22 protein-coding genes are annotated in these 21,247 nt (G+C 69.5%); 15 read left to right on the top strand and 7 right to left on the bottom strand.

Annotation, left to right across the window (positions count from 1 at the left end; genetic code table 11):
• Positions 1-57 precede the first annotated feature (57 nt).
• Positions 58-894, bottom strand: coding sequence for a hypothetical protein (locus ACWDEW_RS23490; protein WP_450514898.1), 837 nt, complete (start codon positions 892-894; stop codon positions 58-60).
• Between the two features lie 149 nt (positions 895-1,043).
• Between ACWDEW_RS23490 and ACWDEW_RS23485 the strand changes: the two genes are divergently transcribed.
• Both ACWDEW_RS23485 and ACWDEW_RS23480 read left to right on the top strand, forming a co-directional pair.
• A complete protein-coding gene (locus tag ACWDEW_RS23485) occupies positions 1,044-1,223 on the top strand; it encodes a hypothetical protein (RefSeq protein ID WP_362982193.1) in 180 nt (59 codons plus the stop codon).
• A 66-nt stretch (positions 1,224-1,289) separates the two neighbouring features.
• Positions 1,290-2,846, top strand: coding sequence for an FAD-binding oxidoreductase (locus ACWDEW_RS23480; protein ID WP_450514897.1), 1,557 nt, complete (start codon positions 1,290-1,292; stop codon positions 2,844-2,846).
• 28 nt (positions 2,847-2,874) lie between these two features.
• On the opposite strand, the gene ACWDEW_RS23475 is transcribed toward ACWDEW_RS23480, so the two are convergent.
• From ACWDEW_RS23475 to ACWDEW_RS23465, 3 genes are all read right to left on the bottom strand, one after another.
• Positions 2,875-3,582, bottom strand: coding sequence for a phosphatase PAP2 family protein (locus tag ACWDEW_RS23475; RefSeq protein ID WP_450514896.1), 708 nt, complete (start codon positions 3,580-3,582; stop codon positions 2,875-2,877).
• Positions 3,583-3,748: 166 nt separating this feature from the next.
• Positions 3,749-4,693, bottom strand: a complete 945-nt coding sequence (locus ACWDEW_RS23470; RefSeq protein ID WP_450515070.1) for a bifunctional lytic transglycosylase/C40 family peptidase — start codon at positions 4,691-4,693, stop codon at positions 3,749-3,751.
• 180 nt (positions 4,694-4,873) lie between these two features.
• A complete protein-coding gene (locus tag ACWDEW_RS23465; RefSeq protein ID WP_450514895.1) occupies positions 4,874-5,662 on the bottom strand; it encodes a trypsin-like serine peptidase in 789 nt (262 codons plus the stop codon).
• 188 nt (positions 5,663-5,850) lie between these two features.
• Between ACWDEW_RS23465 and ACWDEW_RS23460 the strand changes: the two genes are divergently transcribed.
• Both ACWDEW_RS23460 and ACWDEW_RS23455 read left to right on the top strand, forming a co-directional pair.
• Positions 5,851-6,174 (top strand): DUF397 domain-containing protein, encoded by a 324-nt coding sequence (locus tag ACWDEW_RS23460; RefSeq protein ID WP_450514894.1) that lies wholly within the window; start codon positions 5,851-5,853, stop codon positions 6,172-6,174.
• On the top strand, positions 6,167-6,550 hold the full coding sequence (locus tag ACWDEW_RS23455; RefSeq protein ID WP_450514893.1) for a VOC family protein: 384 nt from the start codon (positions 6,167-6,169) through the stop codon (positions 6,548-6,550). The genes ACWDEW_RS23460 and ACWDEW_RS23455 overlap by 8 nt, the downstream gene beginning before the upstream one ends.
• A 15-nt stretch (positions 6,551-6,565) precedes the next feature.
• On the opposite strand, the gene ACWDEW_RS23450 is transcribed toward ACWDEW_RS23455, so the two are convergent.
• Positions 6,566-7,000 (bottom strand): SDR family oxidoreductase, encoded by a 435-nt coding sequence (locus ACWDEW_RS23450; RefSeq protein ID WP_450514892.1) that lies wholly within the window; start codon positions 6,998-7,000, stop codon positions 6,566-6,568.
• Between the two features lie 6 nt (positions 7,001-7,006).
• On the opposite strand from ACWDEW_RS23450, the gene ACWDEW_RS23445 reads away from it, so the two are divergent.
• Positions 7,007-7,309 (top strand): hypothetical protein, encoded by a 303-nt coding sequence (locus ACWDEW_RS23445; RefSeq protein WP_450514891.1) that lies wholly within the window; start codon positions 7,007-7,009, stop codon positions 7,307-7,309.
• Here ACWDEW_RS23445 and ACWDEW_RS23440 read toward each other — a convergent pair.
• Positions 7,272-8,210, bottom strand: coding sequence for an oxidoreductase (locus ACWDEW_RS23440; protein WP_450514890.1), 939 nt, complete (start codon positions 8,208-8,210; stop codon positions 7,272-7,274). The two genes, ACWDEW_RS23445 and ACWDEW_RS23440, sit on opposite strands and share 38 nt — an antisense overlap.
• A 99-nt stretch (positions 8,211-8,309) precedes the next feature.
• Between ACWDEW_RS23440 and ACWDEW_RS23435 the strand changes: the two genes are divergently transcribed.
• The 10 genes from ACWDEW_RS23435 to ACWDEW_RS23390 all read left to right on the top strand — a co-directional run bounded on the left by ACWDEW_RS23435 (position 8,310) and on the right by ACWDEW_RS23390 (position 20,569).
• Positions 8,310-8,900, top strand: a complete 591-nt coding sequence (locus ACWDEW_RS23435; protein ID WP_450514889.1) for a TetR/AcrR family transcriptional regulator — start codon at positions 8,310-8,312, stop codon at positions 8,898-8,900.
• A gap of 271 nt (positions 8,901-9,171) precedes the next feature.
• Complete coding sequence (locus ACWDEW_RS23430) at positions 9,172-10,533, top strand: S53 family peptidase (RefSeq protein ID WP_450514888.1); 1,362 nt, start codon at positions 9,172-9,174, stop codon at positions 10,531-10,533.
• A gap of 353 nt (positions 10,534-10,886) precedes the next feature.
• On the top strand, positions 10,887-12,200 hold the full coding sequence (locus tag ACWDEW_RS23425) for a S53 family peptidase (RefSeq protein ID WP_450514887.1): 1,314 nt from the start codon (positions 10,887-10,889) through the stop codon (positions 12,198-12,200).
• 385 nt (positions 12,201-12,585) lie between these two features.
• Positions 12,586-12,894 carry a hypothetical protein gene (locus tag ACWDEW_RS23420; RefSeq protein ID WP_014673544.1) on the top strand — a complete coding sequence of 103 codons (309 nt, stop codon included), beginning with the start codon at positions 12,586-12,588 and terminating at the stop codon, positions 12,892-12,894.
• 169 nt (positions 12,895-13,063) lie between these two features.
• Entirely contained in the window at positions 13,064-13,906 is an 843-nt protein-coding gene (locus ACWDEW_RS23415; protein ID WP_450514886.1) for a hypothetical protein, read from the top strand.
• Complete coding sequence (locus tag ACWDEW_RS23410; protein ID WP_450514885.1) at positions 13,896-15,218, top strand: hypothetical protein; 1,323 nt, start codon at positions 13,896-13,898, stop codon at positions 15,216-15,218. Before ACWDEW_RS23415 ends, ACWDEW_RS23410 begins: the two co-directional genes overlap by 11 nt.
• A complete protein-coding gene (locus ACWDEW_RS23405) occupies positions 15,215-16,774 on the top strand; it encodes an SCO6880 family protein (protein ID WP_450514884.1) in 1,560 nt (519 codons plus the stop codon). The genes ACWDEW_RS23410 and ACWDEW_RS23405 overlap by 4 nt, the downstream gene beginning before the upstream one ends.
• 8 nt (positions 16,775-16,782) lie before the next feature.
• Complete coding sequence (locus ACWDEW_RS23400; protein WP_019073677.1) at positions 16,783-18,216, top strand: ATP-binding protein; 1,434 nt, start codon at positions 16,783-16,785, stop codon at positions 18,214-18,216.
• Between the two features lie 16 nt (positions 18,217-18,232).
• The gene (locus ACWDEW_RS23395) at positions 18,233-19,717 is read left to right on the top strand and encodes a type IV secretory system conjugative DNA transfer family protein (RefSeq protein WP_450514883.1); all 1,485 of its coding nucleotides are present in this window, start codon (positions 18,233-18,235) and stop codon (positions 19,715-19,717) included.
• 84 nt (positions 19,718-19,801) lie between these two features.
• A complete protein-coding gene (locus tag ACWDEW_RS23390; RefSeq protein ID WP_450514882.1) occupies positions 19,802-20,569 on the top strand; it encodes an alpha/beta fold hydrolase in 768 nt (255 codons plus the stop codon).
• Between the two features lie 28 nt (positions 20,570-20,597).
• On the opposite strand, the gene ACWDEW_RS23385 is transcribed toward ACWDEW_RS23390, so the two are convergent.
• Positions 20,598-21,143: a GNAT family N-acetyltransferase gene (locus tag ACWDEW_RS23385; protein WP_450514881.1), complete on the bottom strand. Its 546-nt coding sequence runs from the start codon at positions 21,141-21,143 to the stop codon at positions 20,598-20,600.
• Positions 21,144-21,247: the final 104 nt, after the last annotated feature.

Below are 21,247 nucleotides of genomic sequence, written 5' to 3'. Positions count from 1 at the left end.
CCGCGCATGGCACGGACGGGCTAGTTCTCACAGGGACTCGTCACCGATCGGTTCAGGTCACTTCTCGGCGATCTGCCCGGCATAGATGTCCTTCGACGCCGGAAGCCGTACGTCCACGGAGGCCCCGAAGTCGTACAGCAACGTCGTCGAGGCGACCGCCACGGTGCTGCGGCGCTGCCCGTTGACGAAGCTGAACCGCTGCCGGACCTTGCGGACGCGCCCGTGGTCGTCGAGGTAGACGTCGAAGGGCACCCGGGCGGTGGCGAACCCTTTCGCCGCCGACCTCAGAGCCGCCTGGTTCCCCGCCGAAGCACTTCGCGCGGCGACGGAGAGATCGGCGACCCCCCGATAGTGACGCACGGAGGCCCCGGCCACCTCCGTCTTTCCCAGATACGTCGCCGCGGTGGTCCCGCGCAGCACCTCGGCGGCCGCGTACGGGTCGGTGGCCCCGCCGGTCACGAGGTTGCCGTCGGACAGCGTCCCGGTGTCGACCCGCACCCATTTGTCGGCGGGCACCCCGGCGCCCCGGTTCTTCATGAACAGGGCGCCGGGCGCGAGGAGTTCGGTGATCGGCCGGTGCTCACTGGCCCCGGCCGGGTCCTGCGGCAACTGCACTGTCAGCCGGCCGAGTCGGCGCCGGAAGTCGTAGCCGCCCGCGCCGCGGATGGTCACCCGGGTGCCGCCGGTGGCCATCTCCATGGACGTACGGGCCTGTGAACTCCCCGCCGCGACAAGGGTGTCGGCCGCGCGCCGCACCACCGCGACCGCGTCCCCGCCATCGCGGGCGTCCGCCGTCGCCGCCCCGTCGCCACCGCCGCACCCGGCACAGACCCCGACCACGAGCCCCGCCGCGACGACCGCCCCGCCGGTGCGCCTGCGCTGCCGCTCCTCCATCGCTGCCGTACCCCCGGTACGTCGTCACGGGCCCCCTGTCGTTCCGCCTAACGAGCGGGCAGGTGGCCCCGTCACGCGTATCCGGGCCGGGTACATGGACATGCGGCCGCCATACGAACCCTTTACGGAACCTCGGTAACGTTGTCGGAATGGCGCAGCAGGACGGCCTGGAGGCTCTCCCCGAACATCAGGAACACCACACGACACTCGTCGAGCAGGGGCCCTTCTGCTTCGGACGGTGCGTCTGCGGCTGGCGCGGACCGGCGAGACGGGCGAGAAGCCAGGCCAGAACGGACGCCGCGGGGCATCTGTCTGTTCCTAACCCGTGACATGAACGCGAGAACTTGTGGGGCGCCGGACGTATCTCACCTCACGGAATCCCCACAGGAGGCGAAATGGAACGGCGTACGTTCATAGGCGGCACGGCCGCGATAGCGGCGGTGGCCACGGCCGGGTGCAGCGGCAAGAGCGTGGGCATCGGCAGTGGTGACACGTCCACCGTCGCCAACACCTCCAAGACGACCGGCACCGGCAGACTGCCCGCCGCCGTGGCCAACTGGGCCGCTCTCGCCCGGGAGCTGGACGGCACCCTGGTGCGCCCCGGTGACGCCTCCTGGAAGACGGCCCACCAGCTCTACAACACCCGCTTCGACAACCTGAAGCCGGCCGCGGTGGCCTATGTCGCCAACGCCGACGACATCCGCTCCGTCCTCTCCTACGCCCGCGCCCACAGCATCAAGGTCGCGATCCGCAACGGCGGCCACTCCTACGCCGGCTGGTCCTCGGGCGACAACCGGCTGATCGTCGACGTGTCGAAGCTGAACAAGATCCGGGCGAGCGGTTCCAGCGCGGTCGTCGGCGCCGGCGCGAAACTGATCGACGTCTACCGGGGCCTCGCCGCGAAGGGCGTGACCATACCCGCCGGCTCCTGCCCCACGGTCGGCGTCTCCGGCCTCACCCTCGGCGGCGGCCACGGCGTGGTCTCCCGGGCGTACGGCCTGACCTGCGACAGCCTCACCCAGGCCACGCTGATCACCGCGGACGGCAAGCAGCTGATCGCCAACGCGAGCGAGAACAAGGAGCTGTTCTGGGCGCTGCGCGGCGCCGGCAACGGCAACTTCGGCGTCGTCACGGAGCTGCAGTTCAAGACGCACCCCGCGCCCCAGGCCGTATCGGGCTATCTGACCTGGCCGTCGTCGATGGCGGCGGCCGTGGTCAAGGCCTGGCAGGAGTGGGGCCCGGACCAGCCCGACGAGATCTGGTCCTCCTGCCACCTCTCGAACACCCCCGGCGGCATCCCCAAGGTCTCCGTCGCCGCCTTCTCCCTGGGCACCTACAACGAACTCCAGAACGCCGTCGACAGGCTGGCCCACCTCGTCGGCGGCAACGCGTCGAGCGTCTCGCTCAGGCGGCACACGTACGAGGAGTCGATGAACGCCTACGCGGGCTGCTCGTCGTTCTCGACGGACGCCCAGTGCCATCTGCCGGGTACGACCCCGGGCCGCAACCCGCAGGGCGCGCTGTCCAGGGAGACCTACACCGGCCGCTCCGACTTCTTCGACCGCTCGATCTCCGACGCGGGCATCCAGACGATGCTGGCGCAGATGCGGTCGGTCAGCGGCAACGGCGACATCGCGCTGACGGCCCTGGGCGGCGCGGTCAATCGGGTCTCCCCCACCGCGACGGCCTTCGTGCACCGCCGCTCCCGCATGCTGGCCCAGTACCTCGTCTCCTGGCCGGCCGGCACCGCGGGCACCGCCGCCCAGTCCTGGCTGACCCGCTTCCACACCGCGATGAAGCCGTACGCCTCCGGCGCGGCCTACCAGAACTACACCGACCCGACCCTCACGGACTGGCGCAAGGCGTACTACGGGGACGCGGCGACCCGGCTGACGACTTTGAAGAAGCAGTACGACCCGAACCACTTCTTCAGCTACCCGCAGGGGTTGTAGTTCTCGACGAGTGGTCCCGCCGGGCCGCTTACGCAGCCAAGTCCCGCTCCTCAGTCCCCGGAGCCTCCGTCCGAGCCCCCGGGATCACCGCGTCCCGGGCCAGCCGACGAGCGTCACCGGACCGAACCAGCCACGCCCCCCACCGCGAGCTCTCGACAGCCCTCAGCACCGGCGTGAGCACGGCCATCGCCGGCGGAGACAGAAGGAGGGCGACCGCCGTACCGAGCGCGAACCCGCCGATCACGTCGGTCGGATAGTGCACGCCCATGTAGACCCGGCAGAACCCCTCCACCAGCGCGAGCCCGATCCCCAGCAGCCCGAACCGCCGGTTCGCGACGAACAGCGCGACGCCCATCGCCATGGTGATCGTGGCGTGGTCACTCACGAAGGAGTAGTCGGTCTTCCCGGAGACGAGGACGTCGATGCCGGTGTGGTCGAGGAAGGGGCGGGGCCGCTCCACGAACCCGCGGATGGGCACGTTCACAAGAACGGCGATCGCCGCGGCCAGCGGTGTCCAGACGAGCGCCGCGACGGACTGGGCGGCGTCCTCGTCCGCGCGCCGCCGCACGGACCACCAGCAGCAGACCACGAGCAGCACCATGGCGACCAGCAGTCCGTACTCGCCGACGAACTCCACGATCCGGTCGAACCAGTGCGGCGCGTCCTTGGCGAGGCCATTGATGTCGTAGAGCAGATCGACGTCGGGGTTGGACCCGGATTCGGCGAGTACAGCCATGACGCTGCGGCTCCTTCGTCGTTGTTCCGGGCGCACCTCGCGTGCGCGTTACTCAACAGGAACGCACGGCCCCTCTTTGTACGTTCCACACTCCACCGAATGATCACGCAGACGTTATCGAAGAGAGACTCATCGCCCCAGCTCAGGGGGTGGGTTCACGCTCGGTTCACACCGTCGTGGGGAGCGCTTTCGCGCCATCTTCGGTGACTCTGGTGGCGCCGAAGTAATCAGGGGTGTCAATGGGGTCGAAACGGATCACAGCACCCGTCCTCGGCGCGTCGATCATGTATCCGCCGCCGACATAAATCCCCACATGCCGGATGGCGCGGGAATTGGTGAGGTCGTCCGAGAAGAACACCAGATCTCCCGGCAGCAATTCGGCCCGCTGCGGATGCGGTCCCGCGTTGTACTGGTCGTTCGCAACGCGCGGCAGTGTGATCCCGGCGCTCTCGAACGCGGCCTTGGTCAGCCCCGAGCAGTCGAAGCGCCCGCCCTGGTCGGCGGTGCCGTTCCCGCCCCACAGATAGGGGGTGCCGAGCTTGCTCTGGGCGTAGGTGATGGCGGTGGCGGCCTGCTGGGAGGGGTCGACCCGGCTGACCGGCGCGGCGAAGCTCTGCTCCAGGGACGTGATCGTCTTCACGTAGTTCCTGGTCTCGGCGTACGGCGGCACGCCCTGGTACTTGATGACGGCGTACGCACCCGCGTTGTACGAGGCCAGCATGTTCGCGCTCTGGTTGCCCGGTACGTCCTTCACATAGGAGGCGAGCTGGCAGTCGTAGGTCGCGGCCGACGGAATCGCGTCGTTCGGGTCCCATACGTTGCGGACGCCGTCGCCGTTGCCGTCGATGCCGTGCGTGGCCCAGGTCCCGGGGATGAACTGCGCTATCCCCTCGGCCTTCGCGGGGCTCTTCGCGTTCGGGTTGAAGCCGCTCTCCTGGTAGAGCTGGGCGGCGAGCAGTGCGGGGTTGAGAGCGGAGCAGAGGTTGCCCCACTTCTGCACGAGTGACGAATAGGCCGCCGGCACCGCGCCCTTGGCGAGCGAGACGCTGCCTCCGCCGGCTCCGTTGGCGAGGTTCCCGGCGACGAGGTACACCCCGACGACGAGCAGCATCACGAAGCTGAGCCCGAGCCCGGCCGCGACCCCACCGATCACCCATACTTTTCGCACGGCTCAACCCTCCCCCATGTCAGCCCTGTTCAAGGCCATTTCGGGGCAGGGTGGCGGCATTTCGCTGTGTTTCCGCCAGATGTGACGCGTATTCAGCGAGCGGGCCGGCCCGGGCGGCGACCTTTATTCCGGGTCGCTCGTGGCGTCCTTGTACAACTCGGCCGCTTCTTTCCCGAGCACGACACTGTAGGAGATATCGGGCGTCAGTCCGCCCTGTTCGTGTCCGCCGATGACGCCCACGACCTGCTGGTCGCCGTTCACCCAGGGGCTGCCGCTGGTACCGCCGGTGAAGCCCGGGCAGTCGATGCGCTGCTGGGTGGCGCTGTGCTGGGTCGGCTTGTTGGTGCAGCTGATGGGCTGGTCGGTGGCGGAGGGGTAGCCGGTGATGGTCACGGCGGTGGCCCCGGTGGCCATCCCGGTGGTGAACCGGTAGGCGCCGACCACGTCCTCGATGTTCTTACCATCCACCTCTGCGACCGTGGCGAAGCCGATGTCGCTGTCCTCGCCCTGCCCCTGGTTCCACCCGTCCGGCAGGTACCGCTGCACGACCTTCCACACCCCGTACGGCGCCCTGCCGTCCCGGTAACCGGGCACGAACACGTCACCGGGGTCGCCGTCCAGGCAGTGGGCGGCGCTGACGATGAGGTCGTGCCCCGCGCTGTGCACCACGGACGCGGTGCAGTGGTGACCGCCGGCCAGGCTGGTGGCGTGGTCCGACCCGAACAGGGCCCCGACACGCACGCTCTCTTTGTTCACCTCGGTCACGGTGGTCACGCCGAAGGGCCCCGGGCCGTCGTCCGCGGTCGCCACGGACGCCGAGGTCAGGGCCAGCGTCACCACGGTGACGAAGAGCGCGTACCGGCGGTTGCCCGCGAGGCGAGCGGAACGGGAGATGCGTGAGCTGAGCTTCATCGGCCCCCACTTTGTCCCACGAAGGTGAGAAAGGACGTCGACGTTTGCTGAGATTTCGCTGTGAACGGCTCGTGCATTGACTCGTTCGGCGCTTCGTTCGGCGGTCTGTCCACCGTACTGTCCTCCCGTCTCTTCTGCCCCCTGAGCGATACTCGATGCCGCCCCGGCTCCAGAAAGAGGAATCTCACGTGTCCGACTTCCCCCCCGGCCTCACCTGGGAACGCGCCGCCCCACCGGACGCCACCGGACCCGGCCCCTGGATAGAGATCGCCTTCGGTGAGGGGGACGACGGCGAGGCCCCGGTCTACATCCGCGAGACCAGCGACCCGGACAACGTGGTCACCACCAACCGCCGCAAGTGGGACGCCTTCGTACTGGGCGTCCAGGCAGGCGAGTTCGACCACTTCGTGGAGGGCGTGGAAGACGCGGGGGGTGCGAGGGGTGTGGAGGACGCGGGGGGTGCGGAAGACGCGGCGGACCCAACAGCCCCGGAAACCGGGCCACATGCATAGAAGCCGCGTCTTCGCCCTCCTGATCGACACCCCCGGTCCGGAGGCCGCCGCCGCTGCGGCCTTCTGGTCGGCGGCCCTCGGTACCCCCGCCGTACCGGTCCCCTCGGAGGAGCAGTTCATCAGCCTCCACGAGGCGATCCCCGGTCTGGTGACGGCCGTTCAGTCGATCGACGACACCAACCCGCGCTTCCACATCGACATCGAGACCGACGACGTGGAGGCGGAGACCGCCCGTCTGCTCGCGCTGGGCGCGACTCCGGTCTCCCGCTGGCTGGAGTGCCGCACTCTGCGCGCCCCCGGCGGCCACCTGCTGTGCGTCCTGCCGGTGCGCAGCGACCCGGAGGTCTTCGACGCCGGTGCGCGCAGCTGGAGTTGACCGGCCCGGTACCGCTCAGAACGTGGTCGTCATCCCGCCGTCCACCGCGATCGTCCGCCCCGTGACGAACGATGCCGTGTCGCCCGCCAGGAACACCACGATCCCCGCGATCTCGGCCGGCCGCCCCCAACGCCCCAGGGCGGTACGGCTCTTGAGCCACCGGCCCCACTCGGGGTCGTCCGCGAGACCGGCGTTGACCTCGGTCGCGAACGTCCCCGGAGCCACCGAGTTGACGGTCGTGCCGCTGGGGCCCAGGTCCGCGGCGAGTGCCCGGGTCAGCCCGTCGAGGCCTGCCTTGACCGTGGCGTAGGCGATGTCCCCGGCGCGGCCCGGCTGGCCCATGACGGAGGAGACGTTGATGATGCGGCCGGGGGTGCGCCGGGCGGCCGGGCCCTCGGCGTCGACGCCCTCGTCGAGCGCCTGTGGGCCTTCCTCTCCGCGCCGGAGCAACGCCCCATGGTGCGGCTGACGTACGAGGCCTTCCTGCTGTCCCTCGGTCACGATCCCGGCCCGTGGGCGGGCTTCGCCGGCGAGGCGGCCCGGGAGTGGCTCGACCTCCTCGCGCGCGCCCAGCCGCCCGGCACCCCGCCCGCCCTCGCACAGGCCCGGGCGACGCGGGCCCTGGCACTGGTCCGGGGCCTCCTGCTGGATCTCCCGGCCCGCGAGGAACCGGGACGGGTGCAGTCGGCGCTCACCCTCGGTACTCAAGAGCCGGTCCCCGCTACGCCACCGCCCCCACCTGGAACCGCACCCCGGTGAGCTCCTCCGAAGCCGTCCACAGCCGCCCGGCCGCCACCACGTCGCTCGCCTCGGCGCTGCGCCCGACCAGCGTCGGCGCCCCGCGCATCTCGCCCAGTCCGTTCGGCCCGACGTAGCTCGCGCCGGGCAGGTCCTGGGTCGCCGCGTAGAGCGTGGGCAGGGCACCGGCCTTGTCGTCCTGGGCCACGACCCTGTTGCCGACGGCCATCAGCGCGCGGCCGACCGGGTTCGCCGTGTGGCTCTGGAGGTTGGTCGCCGCCCAGCCGGGGTGGGCCGCCAGCGCGCGGACGCGGGAGCCCGACTCGGCCAGCCTGCGCTGGAGTTCGAGCGTGAACAGCAGGTTGGCCAGCTTGGACTGGGAGTAGGCGCGCTGTGGGCCGTAGATCCCGTCGAGGTTCAGGTTCTCGAAGTGGATGTAGCCGTCGCCCATCCTGTGCGCGCCGGAGGAGACGGTCACCACGCGGTCGGTGATGTGCGGGAGCAGCAGGTTCGTGAGGGCGAAGTGGCCCAGGTGGTTGGTGCCGAACTGGGTCTCGAAGCCGTCCCGGGTGCGCCCCTCGGGGAGCATCATCACGCCCGCGTTGTTGATGAGCAGGTCCAGCGGGCCGTCCCAGCCCGCGGCGAACTCCCGCACGGACGCCAGGTCCGCGAGGTCCAGCCGCCGCACCTCGGTGCTGCCGCCCGCCCGCGCCGCCGCGGCCCGCCCGCGCTCCGGGTCCCGTACGGCGAAGACGACGTGCGCGCCCGCGCGGGCCAGCTCGACGGCGGCGGCGAACCCGATACCGCTGTTGGCGCCGGTGACGACCGCCGTCCGGCCGGAGAGATCGGGGATCCGGCTCGCGTCCCACTTGGCCGCCTTGCCTGGGCCCTTGCCACTGATGGTCTTGTCCGTGGTGTCCATGCCTCCCAATGTAGGCAACGACTACAATGCTGTCAATGACAACAATGATGTCGGCGGCAACAATGCTGCCGTCGTCTACATCGGGATACGATGGTTCGCATGCCTGTACGCCCCTATCACCACGGAGACCTGCGCTCCGCCCTGCTCGCGAGCGCGGAGCGCACCCTGCTGGAGAAGGGCGTCGCGGCCCTGTCCCTGCGCGAGCTCGCCCGGGACATCGGGGTCAGCCACGCCGCTCCCGGCCGCCACTTCAAGGACAAGCAGGCCCTCGTCGACGCGCTGGCCCTCTCCGGCTTCGAGCGCATGGCGCAGGTGCTGAACGGCGCCGACGACGCACAGGCACCACTGGAGGACCGCCTCATCGCGCTGGCGAAGGCCTATGTGCACTTCGCCGCGTCCAACGCCGAGCTGCTCGAAGTCATGTACACCCGCAAGCACGACCCGGACGTCTCCGCGCAGCTGAGCGCGGCCGTGGAGAGCACGACGGTCCCGTTCGTGCGGATCATCTCCGACGCCCAGGAGCGCGGCGAGATCGTCGCCGGCGACTCCTGGACCGTCAGCCTGGTGGTCGGCGCCGCCCTGCACGGCACGGCCTCCTTCGCCGCCCAGGGCACCCTCACCCCGGAGGCCGCGGTCGCCGGCGTCCCGACCCTGATCCACCATCTGCTGAACGGGCTCAAGCCCCGCTGACAGGGCGCCGGTCGGCGCCGGTCAACGCGCGTCACGCTGTGGACTTTCCGTGGAGAGAGTCAAGCCCGGGCCATTGCCACGCCATCCCGGCGCCATTGATCAGCAATCCCCCAACCCCCTTGAGTAACGCGGAAGTCAGAGTTCCGGAATCCTCCTTGTTGTCACGTACTCAACAAGAGAAGGTCGTCACGGGCCGCCGCCCCCACCGGGAACCTCACCGGTGGATCCCCCACCCGCAGGCCTCTGCCCACCTCTCCCTGGAGGCTGTACGTTGCGTACGTCACCCCCCAACTCCCCCCACATACGCGGCAACTGGCGCAGAATCGGTTCTGCCGCCGCCGCGACCGCCGCGCTCCTGATCGCCGGACTCGGCACCGCGGCCCACGCGAGCGCCGCCACCACCCCCCACAAGGTGACCGCCAAGACGATCGCCGCCCAGGTCGCCAAGGCCCATGTGCAGTACGAGAAGGCGGCCTGCGGCGCCACCCCGAAGAAGGGGTTCGCCGCGTGTAACGCCCTCCGTGTCACCGGCGGCACCACCGCCTTCATGGAGAAGCAGGCCGCGCTCAAGGGCGTCGCGCCCAAGACCATCTCCCCGAAGGCCGCCACCGACGACCCGACCGGCTACGGCCCCTCGGACATCCAGTCCGCCTACGGCCTCGCCGACGCGGCCGCCGCCAACGGCTCCGGCGAGACGGTCGCGATCGTCGACGCCTACGACGACCCGAACGCCGAGGCCGACCTCGCGACATACCGGTCGTACTACGGCCTCTCGGACTGCACCACGGACAACGGCTGCTTCACCAAGGTCAGCCAAACCGGCTCGACGACCTCTCTCCCCTCCGCCGACAGCGGCTGGGCGGGCGAGGAGTCCCTCGACCTCGACATGGTCAGCGCGACCTGCCCGAACTGCAACATCCTCCTGGTCGAGGCCAAGTCGGCGAGCGACGCCAACCTGGGCACCGCGGTGAACGAGGCCGTCAAGCTGGGCGCGAAGTTCGTCTCCAACTCCTACGGCGGCTCGGAGTCCTCCTCCGACACCACGTACGACACCTCGTACTACAAGCACGCGGGCGTCGCGATCACCGCGAGCGCGGGCGACGAGGGCTACGGCGCCGAGTACCCGGCCGGTTCCCGCTACGTCACCGCCGTGGGCGGCACCAAGCTCTCCACCTCCTCCAACTCCCGCGGCTGGACCGAGAGCGTCTGGAAGACCAGCAGCACCGAGGGCACCGGCTCCGGCTGCTCGGCGTACGACGCGAAGCCGTCCTGGCAGACCGACACCAGCTGCACCAAGCGCATGATCGCCGACGTCTCCGCGGTCGCCGACCCGGCCACGGGCGTCTCGGTCTACGACACCTACGGCGCCGACGGCACCGGCTGGGGCACCTACGGCGGCACCAGCGCCTCGTCCCCGATCATCGCCTCGGTCTACGCCCTGGCCGGCACCCCCGGCAGCAGCGACTACCCGGCCTCCTACCCCTACGCCGCGGCCGGCACCTCCGCCCTGAACGACGTGACCAGCGGCAACAACGGCACCTGCTCCACCTCGTACTACTGCACCGCGAAGTCGGGCTACGACGGCCCGACCGGCTGGGGCACCCCGGAGGGCATCTCGGCCTTCACCGGCTGAGGCACTCCCGCAGAACCTCCCCGTCGGGTCACGGGGAGCCGCCGGCAAGAGGGGGACGTGGGGTCCCCTCGGCGGAGCAAGTGCAACGGGCCGCGGCAACCAGCCGCGGCCCGTTCGCCGTGTTTCAAGCCCCCCGAAAGGCCTCTGCGGGCCCCGACTCCCATGAAAAACCTGTGGGTTTGGTAAAGGGCCAGACCCTGTTCGGTAAGCCGGAAGTCAGGATTCCAGCAGCCTCTTGTTGTCGCGTACTCAACAAGAGATGGTCATCGCGGGCCGCCCCCCACCGCCGGGGAAACCGCACCGGCGATACGCACCCGCACCGCCCCTGTTCCACCGACTCAGGAGGCTGCACCTTGCGTACCACGACCCCCAACTCCCCCCACGCGCACGGTAGATGGCGCCGCATAGGTTCCGCGGCCGTAGCCACGGCCGCACTCGTCCTCACCGGCCTCGGCACCGCCGCACAGGCCGACGCCGTGCAGAGCGCCACCACCTCCACCGCGGTGACCTACGCCGCCGCCCCCTGTGCGACCCCCAAGCACACCGGCGATCTCACCTGCAAGTCCTACCGCGTCACCGGCGGCCTCACCGCCTACCAGAAGATGCAGGCCGCGAAGACCGGCATCACCCCCAAGGCCGCCGACGCGTCGACCCCCTCCGGCTACAGCCCGACCAACCTCCGCTCGGCCTACGGCCTCACCTCCGCCGCCGCCTCCAACGGCTCCGGCGAGACCATCGCGATCGTCGACGCGTACAACGACCCCAACGCCGAGGCCGACCTCGCGACCTACCGCTCGTACTACGGCCTCTCCGCCTGCACCACGGCCAACGGCTGCTTCAAGAAGGTCAGCCAGACCGGCTCCACGACATCCCTCCCCACCAGTGACGCCGGCTGGTCCGAGGAGATCTCCCTCGACCTCGACATGGCGAGCGCGATCTGCCCGCTGTGCAACATCACCCTCGTCGAGGCCACCAGCGCCAGCTACGCCAACCTCGGCACGGCGGAGAACGAGGCCGTAACCCTGGGCGCCAAGTTCGTCTCGAACTCCTACGGCGGCTCGGAGTCCTCCTCCCAGACGACGTACGACACCTCGTACTACAACCACCCGGGCGTGGCCATCACCGTCTCCTCCGGTGACAGCGCCTACGGCGCCGAGTACCCGGCGACCTCCCGGTACGTGACGGCCGTCGGCGGCACCAAGCTCTCCACCTCCTCCACCACCCGCGGCTGGACCGAGGCCGTCTGGAAGACGTCCAGCACCGAGGGCACCGGCTCCGGCTGCTCCTCCTACGACGCCAAGCCCACCTGGCAGACCGACACCGGCTGCACCAAGCGCATGGAGTCCGACGTCTCCGCCGTCGCCGACCCCGCCACCGGCGTCTCCGTCTACGACTCCTACGGCGTCACCGCCGGCTGGTACACCTTCGGCGGCACCAGCGTCTCCGCCCCGATCATCGCCGGTGTCTACGCCCTCGCCGGCACCCCGGCCAGCGGCACCTACCCCGCGCAGTACCCGTACGACTACGCGGGCACCTCGTCCCTCAACGACGTGACGAGCGGCAACAACGGCTCCTGCACCACCGCGTACTTCTGCACCGCCGAGACCGGCTACGACGGCCCGACCGGCTGGGGCACCCCGGAGGGCATCTCGGCCTTCGCGAACTGACGGCAGACCAGCCCCCACCCCGCTCCACTCCGATCTGATCTGATCAACAGTCACCTGTCATGCCACCGTGGGTCGTGGGGGCCACACGTGGCATGAGAGAACGGGCCGCGGCATCCAGCCGCGGCCCGTTCATCATGAGAACATCAGCACGAGCAACTCGATAATCAGGGGCTAACGACCGAACCACGCACAGGTTCCGCCCAGGCCTCGTTGCCCGGCGTTACCTACCGTGATACACAGAGTGACCGTACGTAGTATTCGTACGAAACTCGCCAACCAATGACGCCAAGTCGACATACGACGGCGCCATTGTCGGCGACAATGATGCCTGACCTCTGCGCACCTGCAGGGGATGCGGAACTACCCACCAGGGGCGGTGACTTACATGCTCTTTGCGGCCGACAAGGGAGACATCAACACCATCATCGGCGGGATCGCTCCGGACTGGGGCCCCTTCGGCAGCCTGGGCAACGAGGCCAAGGTGATGATCGAGGTGGTGATGGCGGTCGCCATCCTGCTCTGTCTCGGAATCGCCGTATGGGGTGCCGCCAAACAGCGCATCGGCGCGACGGCGCTCCGCGACACGTTCAGCGCGGAACAGGGCAAGGGCCTCATCATCGCCGGGCTGACCGGGGTCTTCATCATCGGCTCCCTGGGCACCCTCTTCACGATCGTGTACGGCATGGCCGTATAGCCCCCGGACTCGACCGCCCGCTCTCCCCACCCCACCCGCCCGTCGCGCCCACCGGCTGAGGTTGCGTTTCCCTGATGTCGAGTCACCACACCGCGCCCGCGCGGGAACCAGCACGGCTACCGTCGTACTTCCAGATGTTTCTGGACGACGGCGAAGGGGCGTACCCGGCATGAGTTCCGGAGACGAGCACGAGACCTCCGGCGGTTACGGCGGCACCGGCCAGACCCGCACCCGCTACCCCCAGGGCGACGGCGGCGACATCTACGGCGGCGCCCGCAAAGGCACCCGGTCCTCCTCCAGAAGCCTGGTCACGGTCGTCGGAGTGGTCGTCCTGCTCATCGCCGCCATCGCCATCGCGAACCGCGGCGGCAACGACTCCGCCTCCAACGACACGACGGTCTCCGGCGGTTCGAAGCCGGACGCGAGCTCCACGGCGGCCAGCGGGACGAAGCCGGTGCAGACGAAGGCGGGCGGGATCCCCGCCGGGTTCGCGCACGACCAGCAGGGCGCGGAGAGCGCGGCGACCAACTACGCGACGGTGCTCGTCTCGGCGGACATCCTCAAGCCTTCGCGGCGAACCGAGATCGTGCGACAGGTCTTCGCCGCCGACAAGCAGACCTCGCTGGAGAACAGCCTCGACCAGGCCTACTCCAAGGAGTTCCTCAGCAAGCTCGGCCTGGACGCGAACGGCGACGCGAGCGCGGGCAACACCTACGTCTCCCGCACCGTGCCTATCGGCACCAAGGTCACGAGCTACTCGGACACCGCGGCGACGGTGGAAGTCTGGTGCACCGGGCTGTACGGCACGGCCGGCACGGTCTCGACCAACCCGGTGACCAGCGACTGGTTCACCCTGACGCTCCACCTGCGCTGGGCGGACAGCGACTGGAAGGCCGACAGCTTCTCCCAGAAGAACGGCCCGGCCCCTGTCCCCGGCGACAACAAGGCATCGACCGCCGACGAGATGGCCAAGGCCGTCCAGGAGTACGGAGGGTTCACCTATGCCCGGTAGCTCACGTCTCGTACTCAAGGCCGCGGCCGCCTTCACCGCCGTGCAGACCACTGCCGTGCTCCTGGCGACCCATGCCGTCGCGGCCCCCTCGCCCACACCGACGCCGACGGGGTCGTCGTCGACGGCTCAGGAATGCAAGCTCCTGGTCGGCGAGGCCAAGAACATCTGCGAGAACGGCAAGAAGAGCTCGGGCTCCACCACCCCGAGCACCACCGACACCCTCGACCCCCTCTCCTCCCTCGCCAAGGGCTGCGCCGAGGCCGCCTCCTGGACCATCGACAAGCTCAGCGAGGCCGTCAAGGACACCGCGAACGTCGACTTCACGAACTCCAAGTTCCTTCAGCAGTACGCGGTCGTCTTCGCCGCGTCGACGATCCTCACGCTCCTCCTGTGGCTGCTCGCAGTGGCCAAGCGCGCGGTCCGAGGCGTCCCCCTCACCACCGCGATCTCCGAGGCCATCGGCTTCCTCTGGCTCACCGTCATCGCCTCCGCGTTCACACCCCTGATCCTGTACACAGTCGTCTCCGCCACGGACGGCATCACGGACGTCCTCGCGAAGACGACCGGCAACCAGGACACCTTCTTCGGCAACTTCTCCAACGCCCTGGCCAAGGGAAACAACATCGGCGGCGGCCCGATCATGCTGATCGTCGTCTCCCTGGTCAGCATCCTCGCCGCCGGCGTCCTCTGGCTGGAGCTCGTCATCCGCGCCGCCCTCCTCTACGTCGGCGCCCTCCTCGGCACCGTCGTCTACGCGGGCCTCGTCGACAAGAACCTGTGGGGCCACGTCCGCCGCTGGGCGGGCATCATGATCGCGGTGATCCTGGTGAAACCGGTCATCGTCATCGTGCTCGGCCTGGCCGGCGCGCTGTCCTCCGCCGACGGCCCGGACTCGTTCTCCGCCGTCGTCTCCGGCCTCGCCATCATCCTGCTGGCCATCTTCGCCAGCGCGATGATCTACCGCTTCGTCCCCGGCTTCGGCGACGAGATCGCGAGCGGCCGCAACAACCGCATCATGCAGGGCGCCGAGGGCAAGGCCGCCGCGGTCATCAGCTCCCCGGCCACCATGGTCGCCCAGGGCATCAAGACCCACAGCGCCCGCACGAACGACGGCGGAGGCGGCGGCCAGTCCTCCGGCGGCGCCCGCCCGTCCAACCCGGTCTCCGGCGGCGTCGCCGCCCACAGCACCCGCCCCTCCTCGGGCGGCGGCGGAGCAGTCCCCGCTTCCGCGCCCCCGCCCCGCCAGAGCCCGGCGAACACCCCGCACGCCAGCAACGCCCGCAACAACCGCACGGGAGGTGAAGGGCGTTGACGACAGAGTCCCACCTGTCCCATCCGATCACGCCCCGCCGGACATATCTCATCGGCCGGGCCCGGCCGAACGCGATCGTCGGCAAGAATCGTGAGACCGGCGAGATCGCGCTCATCATCGTGGGCGCGTTCCTCGGCATGATGTGCGGGCTCCTCGTCCCGGTCCTGTCCCTGCGGATCGTGCTGCTGACGGGCTTCCCGATGCTGGCGCTGATGGCGGTCTACGTGCCGTACAAGCGCCGCACGTTCTACAAGTGGTTCGAGATCAACCGCAGTTACAAGCGAACCCTGCGCAACGGCACGACCTACCGCTCCTCCGTCATGGAGGCCGGCGTCCACCTCGACGGCCGCGAGGTGGAGATCGGCCCGCCGCCCGGCATCGGCCGCATCAACTGGCTGGCCGCCCCCTTCGGCCCGGACGAGATCGCCGTACTCCTGCACGCCGACCGTCGTACGGTCACCGCCGCGATCGAGATCGAGGGCCCGGGCGTCGGCCTGCGCGACAGCGAGGACCAGGAGGCCCTCGTCGACCGCTTCGGCACCCTCCTGAAGCATGTGGCCAACGGCGACGGCTTCGTCACCCGCCTCCAGATGCTCGCCCGCACCCTCCCCGCCGACCCGGACGCGCATGCCAAGGACGTAGCCCAGCGCGGCGACGAGAAGTCCCTGACCTGGCTGCAACAGTCGTACGACCAACTGCAGTCGATGGTGTCCACCAGCAGCGAGCAGCACCGCGCCTACCTCGTCGCGTGCATGCACTTCACCCGCGAACTCTCCTCCGAGGCCAACGCGATGGCCCGCGCGTCCCGCCCCCAGGCGGGCCGCAAACTCGACCGGGACGCGGGCCTCGCGGTCGTCATGGCGCGTGAACTCACCGACATCTGCTCGCGGTTGCAGGAGGCGGACATCCGCGTGCGGCAGCCGCTCGGACAGGGCCGGCTCGCCTCGCTCATCCACTCCATGTACGACCCGGACCACCCCATCGACCACATCCAGGCGATGACGAAGCGCAACGCCTGGCCGGCCGAACTCGACGCCATGGAACCGACGTTCCTCCAGGCGAAGACCCGCGAGTCGTCGACGCGCGAGCCGTGGTGTCACGCCACGGCCTGGGTGAAGGAGTGGCCGATGACTCCGGTCGGAGTGAACTTCCTGGCGCCCCTCCTCGTCCACACCCCGGACGTCATCCGTACGGTCGCCGTCACGATGGACCTCGAACCCACCGAGGTCGCCATCGAACGCATGCTGACCGAGAAGACCAACGACGAGGCCGACGCCTCCCGCGCCGCCAAGATGAACCGGACCGTCGACCCCCGCGACGTCGCCGCCCACGGCCGCATGGACCAGCGCGGCGAGGACCTGGCGAGCGGCGCGGCCGGCGTGAACCTGGTCGGCTACATCACCGTCTCCTCCCGCAATCCCGAGGCCCTCGCGCGCGACAAGCGCACGATAAGAGCGTCCGCCGGCAAGTCGTACCTGAAGCTGGAGTGGTGCGACCGCGAGCACCACCGCGCGTTTGTGAACACACTGCCGTTCGCCACCGGCATCCGGAGGTAGGGACTCAGATGCGGGATCCGCTGTCCGTCCTCACCGACGCCTTCACGTCCTTCCTCTTCGGCAAGATCGAGTCCACCCGCCTCCCCGTCCGCACCTCGACCGGCCAGGCCCAGGCGGTCTATCTCCCCACGGCAGCCCCCGGGTTGGGCGACTCGGGCGTCATCATCGGCCGCGAGGTCTACTCCGGCAAGGGCTACATCTACGACCCCTTCCAGCTCTACGGCCAGCAACTCCCGGCCCCCCACTGGCTGGTGCTCGGCGAGTCCGGCAACGGCAAGTCGGCCCTGGAGAAGACGTACGTCCTGCGCCAACTCCGCTTCCGCGACCGCCAGGTCGTCGTCCTGGACGCCCAGGGCGAGGACGGCGTCGGTGAATGGAACCTGATCGCGGAGGAGTTGGGGATAACCCCCATCCGCCTGGACCCAACCGCCGCCCTGGACATGGGAATCCGCCTCAACCCCCTCGACCCCGCGATCACCACCACGGGCCAACTCGCCCTGCTCCGCACGATCATCGAGGTGGCGATGGGCCACGGCCTCGACGAACGCTCCGGCTTCGCGCTCAAGGTCGCGCACGCCTACGTCAACGAGACGATCGTCGACCGCCAGCCCGTCCTCATGGACATCGTCGAGCAACTGCGCCACCCCGAACCGGAGTCGGCCGAGGCGATGAACGTCGCCATAGACGACGTACGCGCCTGGGGCCTGGACGTGGCCCTCGTCATCGACCGCCTGGTCGACGGCGACCTCCGAGGCATGTTCGACGGCCCGACGACGGTGGGCATCGACCTCGACGCCCCGCTCATCGTCTTCGACCTGTCCCACATCGACCGCAACTCCATCGCCATGCCCATCCTGATGGCCATCGTCGGCGTCTGGCTGGAGCACACCTGGATCCGCCCCGACCGGAAGAAGCGCATCTTCCTGGTCGAGGAGGCCTGGCACATCATCAACAGCCCCTTCGTGGCCCAACTCTTCCAGCGCCTGCTGAAGTTCGGCCGCCGGCTGGGTCTGTCGTTCGTGGCGGTGGTCCACCACCTGTCGGACGTGGTCGACGGAGCAGCGGCGAAGGAGGCGGCGGCGATCCTCAAAATGGCGTCGACAAGGACCATCTACGCCCAGAAGGCGGACGAAGCCCGAGCAACCGGGCGGGTGTTGGGGCTGCCGCGCTGGGCGGTGGAGATCATCCCCACCCTCACCCCCGGCATCGCGGTGTGGGACGTCAACGGCAACGTCCAGGTGGTCAAACACCTCATCACCGAGACGGAACGCCCGCTCGTCTTCACCGACCGCGCGATGACCCAGTCCTCCCGCGACCACGACCGCGAACTGACCGACGACGCCCTGCGCGCCGCCGAGTTGGAGGCGGAGGAACGCGCGGCGGCCTTCATGGAACAGCACCTGAGCGATCTCGACGGCTCCTCCGAGTCCACGGTGGCGTGAGAGGCGAAGAGGCGAGATGAGACCGAACGACGACCGGGAACGACAACGGGAACGCCAAGGAGGCATCCCCGACGGCCTGTTGATCGGCCTGCTCGCCTTCCTCCTCGGCATGACCCTGCTGGTGTGGTCGGCGGCGGGCCTGGCCGCCTGGTTCTCCCACGGCGCCTGGCCCGACGGCGTGACCTTCGCCCGCACCCCCCTGGCCATGCGCCACCTCATCGGCCAACCCCACGACCTGCCCGGCGCCTGGCCGAACACCCCACCGGCCCAGCTCTCCGGCTACGGCCTCTTCTGGGGCCTGTTCCTCGGCCAGCTGATGGTCCTCTTCGTCCTGACCGTGTTCACGATGGGCACGGTGGCGAGATGGCGTGCGGTGCGGGCCCGGGGCAAGGCGGTGCCGCCGACGCCGGAGGTCCACGAGGTACCGGCACAGAGACCAGAGCCGCAGCCTCAGCCACAGCCGACGGCCGTCCTCGAACAGCCACCGAGCGCAACGCCCCTCGCCTCGGCCCCAGCCCCAGCCCCAACCCCAACCCCAACCCCAGCTTCTGCGATGAACGGTGAACGGGTGGGTGGGTGGGAAAGAATCTTCGTGGCACCGCCGGAAAGCCGCCAGACAACCGCAGCCCAGGCAGTACGGGACGCGGAAGGGCCGGCCCTGGTAGTCACGTCAAACCCCACCATCTGGCAGGACACCAAGGACGCCCGAGCCAAACTCGGCCCCGTCCTCCTCTACGACCCCACCCACCTCTGCGACACCCCGGCCCGCCTGCACTGGTCCCCCACCACCGGCTGCGAGGACAAACAGACCGCGGTAAAACGAGCCGCCGCCCTCCTCGCCCCCGTAAAGCCCACCGCGAAGATCGACCAGGCGGTGGCGGACACGGCCGAAACACTCCTCCGCAGCTATCTGCACGCCGCCGCGATCGACGGCCGCACCATCCGCCACGTCCACCGCTGGTCCCAGGGCACCCAGGTCCAGGACGCCGTACGAACCCTCCGTACGAACCCCAAGGCGGCCCCCGGCGCGGCCGGCGAACTCGAAGCCGCACTCACCTCCCACCCCGAACGCCGGGACATCGCGCAGGAGTTGACGAGCCGCGCACTGTCCTCCCTCTTCACGGTCAACATCCGCGAAGCCTGCACACCCAACAGAACTGACGCGCTTTCCTTGGATTCCTTCGCGAACGAAGGGGGCACGCTTTATCTGGTAGGTGAATCCATCGAGGACCCCCGTACAAACCCGGGCGCGATGCCTCTCCTCACCGCCCTCGCATCAAGCGTGGTCGAGCGCGGCCGGCACATGGCCGAACGGTCATCGGCCGGTCGCCTCGACCCACCAATGACACTCGTCCTGGACGACGTGGCCGCGGTCGCCCCCCTCCCCCAACTCCCCGACCTCCTGGCCACCGGAGCAGACCGAGGCCTCCCCACCCTGGCCCTCCTCCGCTCCCAGGAACAGGCCAGAGCCCGCTGGCCCCACCACGAACTCCCGGTCTAGGAACGGCAGTTCTTCCCGTACGAGCGGGTGGGCGCCGAAATACCTGGGTGACCTGCCCCTTGAGGCCGCCGTAGGGTCTGCCGCATGACTCTTGCTCATGACACGACCGGGGACGACGGTCCCGCCCTCGTCCTCCTCCACTCCGCCGTCTGCGACCGCCGCATGTGGGACCCGCAGTGGCAGCCCCTGGCCGACGCCGGATACCGGCTGCTGCGCTGCGACTTCCGCGGCTTCGGCCAGACCCCCCTGCCGGACCACCGCCACAACGACGCCGAGGACGTACTCGACCTCCTGGACACCCTCGGCATCGAACAGGCAACCCTCATCGCCTCCTCCTACGGCGGCCAGGTCGCCCTGGAGTTGGCCGCCCGCCAACCGGACCGCGTATCCGCGCTGGTCCTGCTCTGCTCCGGCCTCCCGGGCCACCAACCCACCGACGTACTGCGCGCGTTCGGAGAGCGGGAGGACGAGCTCCTGGAAGGGGGCGATGTCGGCGGAGCCGTAGAACTGAACGTGGACACCTGGCTGGGCCCGGACGCCGACGAATCGGCACGGGAGAAGCTGCGCGGAATGCAGCGGCAGGCCTTCGACATCCAACTGGCCGCCCCCGAAGGCGCCGGACGCAACAAGGTCGACTTCGACCTCGCCGCGATCAAGGCTCCCGGCCTCGCGATCTCGGGGGGCCACGACCTTCTCGACTTCCAGCACATCGCGGCCCACCTGCCGAGCCTGCTCCCCCAGACCCGCCACCTGGAACTCCCCTGGGCCGGCCACCTCCCGAGCCTGGAGCGCCCCGCCGCGGTGACAGCTCTGCTGACCGACTTCCTGCGCGAGACGCTCCCCGCGCACTGAGCCGGCCAGACAGCCAGGTCTACGGCGCCTACGGCCGCTCGAACGCCATCTCCAGCTCGCGCTCGTCCGCGTGCCCGGGCAACGGAACGACGACCCCCGTGGGCGCGAAGCCGACCTTGCCGTAGAAGCGCCGGGCCCGTTCGTTGTCCTCGTGCACAATGAGCCGCACCCGCTCGACTCCGCGCCCCCAGGCCCACTCCAGGGCCGCATCGAAGAGCACCTCGGTGAGCCCGATGCCCCGGACCTCCGGGCGCACGAACACCCCGACGATGTGCCCCTGCTTCCGCTCTACCGCGAAGCCGGCCCAGTCGACGGTCCCGGCCTCCTCAAGAAGCACGGTCAGCGTCCCGACCCACTCGCCGTCCGGCCCCTCGGCAATGATCTGCTGAGCCTTTTCGGCGCCTTCGGCGGCCCTTACGGCCCGCTCCCGGTAGAAGGAGTCCGGCTGGGCCTTCGCCGCCTCATAGGTCTCCATGAAGGCGAGATGCGCGACGGGATCCTGCAGGGCGACCAGCCGCAGTTCCTTCGCAGCGGCCCACTCGTCGGCGCGTATCGAACGGATCTTGTAGTTCATGTCAGCCACGGTAGCCACCGTAGCCGAAACGCAGAAAACCCCTGTACCGGAATCCGGTACAGGGGTTTTCGCAATATTTGTTCGGCGGCGTCCTACTCTCCCAC

It is taken from the genome of Streptomyces sp. NPDC001100 (assembly GCF_053598575.1).
Note: the sequence above shows the minus strand (reverse complement) of the source record. Positions and strands in the feature narration are given on the sequence as shown.

Coding starts and splice junctions, on each gene's coding strand:
- ACWDEW_RS23400 (WP_019073677.1), top strand. CDS start 16,783: ATGCGGGATCCGCTGTCCGTCCTCACCGACGCCTTCACGTCCTTCCTC.
- ACWDEW_RS23440 (WP_450514890.1), bottom strand. CDS start 8,210: ATGGACACCACGGACAAGACCATCAGTGGCAAGGGCCCAGGCAAGGCG.
- ACWDEW_RS23390 (WP_450514882.1), top strand. CDS start 19,802: ATGACTCTTGCTCATGACACGACCGGGGACGACGGTCCCGCCCTCGTC.
- ACWDEW_RS23410 (WP_450514885.1), top strand. CDS start 13,896: ATGCCCGGTAGCTCACGTCTCGTACTCAAGGCCGCGGCCGCCTTCACC.
- ACWDEW_RS23455 (WP_450514893.1), top strand. CDS start 6,167: ATGCATAGAAGCCGCGTCTTCGCCCTCCTGATCGACACCCCCGGTCCG.
- ACWDEW_RS23435 (WP_450514889.1), top strand. CDS start 8,310: ATGCCTGTACGCCCCTATCACCACGGAGACCTGCGCTCCGCCCTGCTC.
- ACWDEW_RS23480 (WP_450514897.1), top strand. CDS start 1,290: ATGGAACGGCGTACGTTCATAGGCGGCACGGCCGCGATAGCGGCGGTG.
- ACWDEW_RS23490 (WP_450514898.1), bottom strand. CDS start 894: ATGGAGGAGCGGCAGCGCAGGCGCACCGGCGGGGCGGTCGTCGCGGCG.
- ACWDEW_RS23465 (WP_450514895.1), bottom strand. CDS start 5,662: ATGAAGCTCAGCTCACGCATCTCCCGTTCCGCTCGCCTCGCGGGCAAC.
- ACWDEW_RS23445 (WP_450514891.1), top strand. CDS start 7,007: ATGGTGCGGCTGACGTACGAGGCCTTCCTGCTGTCCCTCGGTCACGAT.
- ACWDEW_RS23475 (WP_450514896.1), bottom strand. CDS start 3,582: ATGGCTGTACTCGCCGAATCCGGGTCCAACCCCGACGTCGATCTGCTC.
- ACWDEW_RS23470 (WP_450515070.1), bottom strand. CDS start 4,693: ATGCTGCTCGTCGTCGGGGTGTACCTCGTCGCCGGGAACCTCGCCAAC.
- ACWDEW_RS23420 (WP_014673544.1), top strand. CDS start 12,586: ATGCTCTTTGCGGCCGACAAGGGAGACATCAACACCATCATCGGCGGG.
- ACWDEW_RS23395 (WP_450514883.1), top strand. CDS start 18,233: ATGAGACCGAACGACGACCGGGAACGACAACGGGAACGCCAAGGAGGC.
- ACWDEW_RS23415 (WP_450514886.1), top strand. CDS start 13,064: ATGAGTTCCGGAGACGAGCACGAGACCTCCGGCGGTTACGGCGGCACC.
- ACWDEW_RS23485 (WP_362982193.1), top strand. CDS start 1,044: ATGGCGCAGCAGGACGGCCTGGAGGCTCTCCCCGAACATCAGGAACAC.
- ACWDEW_RS23385 (WP_450514881.1), bottom strand. CDS start 21,143: ATGAACTACAAGATCCGTTCGATACGCGCCGACGAGTGGGCCGCTGCG.